The sequence below is a fragment of the Lactobacillus sp. UMNPBX4 genome, from assembly GCF_002554115.1.
In the GTDB taxonomy this organism is placed as follows: Bacteria; Bacillota; Bacilli; order Lactobacillales; family Lactobacillaceae; genus Lactobacillus; species Lactobacillus gallinarum.
Genome location: NZ_PCZF01000068.1, coordinates 1 through 5784 on the forward strand (window position 1 = coordinate 1; position 5784 = coordinate 5784).

Consider the following 5784-nt stretch of genomic DNA (forward strand, 5'->3'; position numbering starts at 1 on the left):
TAGATTAGATATTTATATTTTACAGGGAAGTCGAACGTATGTCTCTATTTTTAGAATAAAAAAAGCTGACTGCTAGGTCAGCTTGGCCCTATCCATCCCCGCATTAAAATACGGGGATTTTCGGGCGTTTTTCATTAAAATATTTTAGCTACACATTTGCAGAGCTCACAATAGAAAACGACACGTTCTTGAATACTCACTCATTCACCTTTTTTCCTTATTATAAGCAACTGTAATACAATATAGATATACAAACTAGATAACGAGGTGGACTCATGATCGATAATCAACCTAAAAAAATAAAAGCTTATATCGCAGGCGTCAACTTGAACGACCCCAACTTCGACTACTACATGACAGAGCTGGCTAACTTAACTGAAGCCAACAACATGGAAGTCGTGGGGCAAAGCTATCAGAACGCTGAATCAATCGTTGCCGGAACCTATTTCGGTTTGGGCAAGATCAACGAAATCAAGGCGATGGCTCATGGTCTCAAGGCTAAAGTCTTAGTTTTAAACGATGAATTAACGCCGGTGCAAATCCGTAACCTTGAGAAGTTAACCAAGATGCGGGTCATCGACAGAACTGAATTAATTTTGGAAATTTTTGCCAGTCGTGCTCGCACTAAGCAGGCCAAACTGCAGGTGCAACTCGCCAGATTGCAATATGAATTGCCACGCTTGCATCCCTCCGAAAACAACCTAGACCAGCAGCGTGGTGGTGGCTATTCCAACCGTGGTGCCGGTGAAAGTAAGCTGGAATTAAACCGCCGGACCATCGGCAAGCAAATTTCTGCCATCAAGAAGGAACTCAAGGCTGTGGCTAGTCAAGAAGAGATCAAATCAGCTCGCCGCAACCAAAGTCGCATCCCTAAAGTCGCCCTTGTTGGCTACACCAACGCCGGCAAGTCAACCACGATGAATGGCTTGCTCAAGGAATTCTCCAAAGAAGGTGCCGACAAGCAAGTCTTCGTGAAGAACATGCTGTTTGCAACGCTTGACACTAGCGTGCGACGCATTGACCTAAAGGATAACTTCAGCTTTATTCTGTCCGACACCGTTGGTTTTATCTCAAAACTGCCTCACAACCTAGTTGAATCATTCAAGGCAACTTTGCAAGAAACCAAGGATGCCGATCTTTTAATCAACGTAGTTGACGCTTCCGACCCGAACATGGTTCAGATGATCCGCACCACGCAAAACGTTTTGGATGAAATTGGCGTTAAGGGGATTCCAATGATCACCGCCTACAACAAAGCCGATAAGACTGATCGTAACTACCCCCAGATTGAAGGCAGCGACATTCTTTATTCCGCAATCGATCCAAAATCGATCAAGATGCTGGCTGATTTGATCACGAAGCGTGTCTTCTCTAACTACGAAGAATTTCGCTTACTCTTGCCGCTTTCTGCTGGTAAGGAACTGGCCTACTTACACGAAAATGCCCAAGTCTTAAGCGAAGACTACGAAGACGACGGCGTGCACATTCAGGCTAACATTGCGCCCGACGACCAAGGACGCTACAAACAATATTTGGTCTAGCTAGACTGGGAATTAAGAAAAATGAAGATCAAACACAAATTGCTGGTCGCTGCGACTGCGATTATTACCGCTTTTGGCATCAACACGACGACCACTCATGCCGCAAAATACTCCAAGACTGAGGCCAAACAAGTACGTCAATTTCAAAAACGGTATCATGCCTTAAGCAAGGTTAAGTATAGTAAGCAAAATATTTATGCACAGCAGCCAAACTTTGGCCTGCCTTTTTCAGCTGGAGTTCTCAATCCGTCCTACATCCTTGATACTATGAGCTACGTCAATTACTACCGTTCACTGGCAGGCTTGCCTATCGAATTGAATCATGCCGATGATAATTCACATGCCCAAATCGGTGCTGCTGCCTTAGCCGCAGTTAATGCTAAAAAAGACTTAAACGTCCACGGTTTACTAGGTTACACTCGGCCATTTTATTTCAATGAAACTGATTGGAATATCGCCGAAAATTCCACTTTGGGTAATGTTAACTTTTTAGAATCCAATAACGGCGCTACAGCGGGTGATATTGTCACGGACCTGATTCGCGAAGACAACAACATCGCTGGTAAGGGTAACATCGGCCATCGGGCCTTGATTTTGTCAGCTCGCGCAACCCGGATGGGCATCGGCGCCGCTTATGGTGATGGTGTCAGCAACAATGTGCTCTACTCTGTGCAAAACGGCTGGTTTGCGGACGACATTTTGCGTGATCCTGTTGTAGACACGATGGTTTATCCGGCTCGCCGCGTCTTTCCATATGAATTAGTCGGTAAAAAGACGCCCTGGTCTTTCTCCACAACGAAGAAAATTACAGGAACGCCTAAGATTTATATCACCGATATGACGACTAAGAAACGCTACCGTGCAACGCAGGTCCGTAATTTTGGTACGACCTTTTATGGCGACGGCTACACTACGACGATTACTTACCAACCTGGCAAGACTAAGTTGATTAATACTCATAAATATAAGGTAAAGATTGGTAAGTATTACACTTATACCTTTAGATTTTTCAGACAAAAAGGACATTTGAAATAGAAAATGTAACTAATTTTACTGAAAATGAAAAGTGCAACAAAAAAGACAAGGAGAGATCCTTGCCTTATTTTGATTGTTCTTCGAATAAAACCGTAATTTGGTCAGAATTAAAATCTTGTGATTCAATTCTAACAACTGAGGCACCTTTCTCAAACATCTTTTTATGCAAGTTTAATAATGATTGTGGAATTGCTTTTGCACTTTGATTTATCAGTGTTAATGCCAAAAGTTGTCTAGACGTACGTAATGCATAATCATAGTCGAGCACCAAAAATCTTCCCCGACCAGTTAATCTAACATTGCCACTAATCAATTCAGGAAATGCGCTTAAAACTTGTAATTTTTGAAACGTAGTTCCGTCTTTTTTGATCAAAACTTTGTCTAAATCTATTTTTCTGTATTTAGCACTAAGGAAAAAATTCTTACTACCCCTTAAATATGAGATACCACATAAGTGCATAAAATTAGTAACAGATGCAATCACTGTAATTGAAGTCTTAGCCGTATAAAACGTTACTTTCTTATTAACAAAAGTAGCCTCATAAAAAACAGCAGCTCTATGAATATCATCTAAGAACCGGTTAATGTATGAATATTCTCTAGGTCTTAATTTTCTATAATTGTATTTTTTACGCATTATTCTCTCCAAAAAAATGAGTCCGCACATAATGTGCGAACTCATCATGGTCGGTTTAGTTCTGGTGTCTGCCACCTGCTTGGCCCTTATGTCCAAGATTAAATATCGAGATTAGTTCTGGTTCTCGCAACCTGTTAGGCCCTTACGTCCTATTGAAATATCAGATTGACCATGAGCCGACCGCTCATTAGGAACTTGTTCCTGTGCCATTATTATACAAAATGAGCAAATCTAATACAAGATAATCGATTATTAGATATTAGAACACTCACAAGTATAAGGTAAAAAGGGGCAAATATTACACTTATACCTTTAGATTTTTCAGACAAAAAGGACATTTGAAATAGAAAATAAAAAGTAGTTACTTTGCAATTAATACATAGTAACTACTTTTTTATATTCAAATTATAAAACTCTCTTAACAATCGTTGGTGCAAAGTAACTAGTCATTGTCTGCAAGATCGTACCTTGTTCAGGTGTTGCCGCATTGACATATTGATTATTACCAATGTAAATGGCTACGTGATATGGTGCGCTTTCTGAACCCCAGAACAACAAATCTCCTACTTGTAAATTGCTTGCGGAAACAGGTTGACCATTAGCCTGACTCTTTTGGTAAACTGTTTGACCAACCTTAACTTGATCATAAGTCGTGCGAGGCAAGTTCATACCAGCCGCATTCTTAAAGACATATTGCACCAAGCTAGAGCAGTCAAAGCTGTCTGGACCATTAGCGCCCCAGGCATAAGGCTTACCAACTTGTTGCTTAGCTAAAGCAACGATGGCACCGGCCTTACTTGAGGCTTGCGTTGATGCAACCTTCTTGGTAGTTAACTTTTTACTAGTCTTTTTCACTGCCGCATCAACAATTTGCTTAGCCTTCTTCACCTTAGCGGCCTTAGACTTAGTCTTAGTCGACTTCTTGGTACTTTTCTTAGTTACAGTACCCAAAGAAATAACGTTATTAACTTTCGGCGTTGTTTTCTTGCTCGTCTTCTTCTTGGTAGATACGTTGGTTACCTTGTCCTTAGTTTTGGCATTGGTGGAAGCCGGCGTGTCCATCCCGACATCAACGGTGTAACGCGCTTCAATCCATTCACGCGTACCAACCTTATACCAAAGGTTACCTTTCTTATCTACAGCAGTTTCAGCAACATTCCAAATAGTACCGTCTTTTGCACGGTAACCCATGAACTTACCCTTATTATAATTAGTCCAAATGTTTAAGCCCTTACCGGGTAAATAATTAATCTTTACCCTCTTAATCGCAGTAAAGTTGGCTGCGCGGACAGTTTTCAGCGACGTAATCGCAGAGACACCTGTGACAGTAAGTGCCGCAGCTGCTCCCAACTTAAATAATTTATGTTTAGTCATTCTTCAATCCCCTTAGTAGCAAAACTTACTACTTTATAACTAACGACTTCATTATTGCATTTACGCAGAAAAAGAGCAACTAACAACGATTAGTATTTAATAATGCAAAAAGTGAGCTAAAACATAGCTCACTTTTGATTAATAATCTTTTTTATAAAACACGCTTAGCAACACTTGGGTAGAAGTAACTACTCAAAGTTTGCTTGATAACGCCTTGACCAGGTGTAGCTGCGTGAATGTATTGATTGTTACCAACGTAAATACCTACGTGATATGGAGCTGAAGCTGAACCCCAGAAAAGCAAATCACCAGGTTGAAGGTTATTCATAGAAACAGTTGAACCTTGCTTAACTTGATCATAGGTAGTTCTACCCAAGTTCACACCAGCAGCCTTTGAGTAAACGTATGAAGTAAGACCTGAACAGTCAAAACCGTTGGCACCGGTACCGCCCCATACGTAATTCTTACCAAGTTGTGCTTCAGCTAAAGTAACAATAGCTGATGCATCACCAGTTGCTCGAACTGACTTCTTAGCCTTCTTGGAATTAGCTGGCACAGTGTATTGAGCCATGATCCATTGGTCTTCACCAACTTGGTACCAAGTACGACCCTTCTTATCAGTTGCTTGGTTAATAACATTCCAAGTAGTGCCGTGTGGTGCACGTTGACCAGTAAAATGACCATGGTTGTAATTATCCCAGATATTAACACCATAACCTGGAACATAATTGATCTTTACTCTAGTAGTAGCAGCTTGAACATTAGCAGTAGTTGAATCTGGCTTAACAGCACTTACTGTAGCTACACCGGTCAGAGTTAAAGCAGCAGCTGCAGTAACTTTTACAAAATTACTTTTAATATTCATATATTCTCCTATTATGTTTATATCTATATCACAAGTTATTAGATTTTTATATTTTGGTAACGAAAATTTATTTTATCGGAAAATCTTTAAACTTAATTAACTATTCAACAGACTCTATAATAAATACCTTATGTTACATGAATGTTACAAAAGTAATACTAATTTAATAAATATTAAACGGCTTACATTTCTTCAAAAACAGTCAAATGACATAGATGAACCACATAGAACTAAAAATAATTTACTATGTAAAAAAAAGAGCTAGGTGAAATTCACCCAATGTCATTAAGTTAAGACATTGACAATTAAGGGTGCTTTTTTAGAGATCGAAT

The 5784-nt window shown here is 40.0% G+C and carries 5 protein-coding genes; 2 read left to right on the plus strand and 3 right to left on the minus strand.

All coding sequences use genetic code 11. The annotated features are described in order from the left end of the window. Positions 1–275: 275 nt before the first annotated feature. The gene (gene hflX, locus CP355_RS09230; RefSeq protein ID WP_098044387.1) at positions 276–1541 is read left to right on the plus strand and encodes a GTPase HflX; all 1266 of its coding nucleotides are present in this window, start codon (positions 276–278) and stop codon (positions 1539–1541) included. Between the two features lie 21 nt (positions 1542–1562). Further along, a complete protein-coding gene (locus CP355_RS09235; protein WP_098044388.1) occupies positions 1563–2576 on the plus strand; it encodes a CAP domain-containing protein in 1014 nt (337 codons plus the stop codon). A gap of 64 nt (positions 2577–2640) precedes the next feature. Here the strand turns inward: CP355_RS09235 and CP355_RS09240 are convergent, their stop codons facing one another. The 3 genes from CP355_RS09240 to CP355_RS09250 all read right to left on the minus strand — a co-directional run bounded on the left by CP355_RS09240 (position 2641) and on the right by CP355_RS09250 (position 5452). Next, entirely contained in the window at positions 2641–3213 is a 573-nt protein-coding gene (locus CP355_RS09240) for a PBECR4 domain-containing protein (protein WP_098044389.1), read from the minus strand. A gap of 405 nt (positions 3214–3618) precedes the next feature. Next, a complete protein-coding gene (locus CP355_RS09245; RefSeq protein ID WP_098044390.1) occupies positions 3619–4587 on the minus strand; it encodes a C40 family peptidase in 969 nt (322 codons plus the stop codon). Between the two features lie 151 nt (positions 4588–4738). Next, the gene (locus CP355_RS09250; protein ID WP_098044391.1) at positions 4739–5452 is read right to left on the minus strand and encodes a C40 family peptidase; all 714 of its coding nucleotides are present in this window, start codon (positions 5450–5452) and stop codon (positions 4739–4741) included. Positions 5453–5784 lie beyond the last annotated feature (332 nt).

Coding starts and splice junctions, on each gene's coding strand:
- CP355_RS09240 (WP_098044389.1), bottom strand. CDS start 3,213: ATGCGTAAAAAATACAATTATAGAAAATTAAGACCTAGAGAATATTCA.
- CP355_RS09250 (WP_098044391.1), bottom strand. CDS start 5,452: ATGAATATTAAAAGTAATTTTGTAAAAGTTACTGCAGCTGCTGCTTTA.
- CP355_RS09245 (WP_098044390.1), bottom strand. CDS start 4,587: ATGACTAAACATAAATTATTTAAGTTGGGAGCAGCTGCGGCACTTACT.
- hflX (WP_098044387.1), top strand. CDS start 276: ATGATCGATAATCAACCTAAAAAAATAAAAGCTTATATCGCAGGCGTC.
- CP355_RS09235 (WP_098044388.1), top strand. CDS start 1,563: ATGAAGATCAAACACAAATTGCTGGTCGCTGCGACTGCGATTATTACC.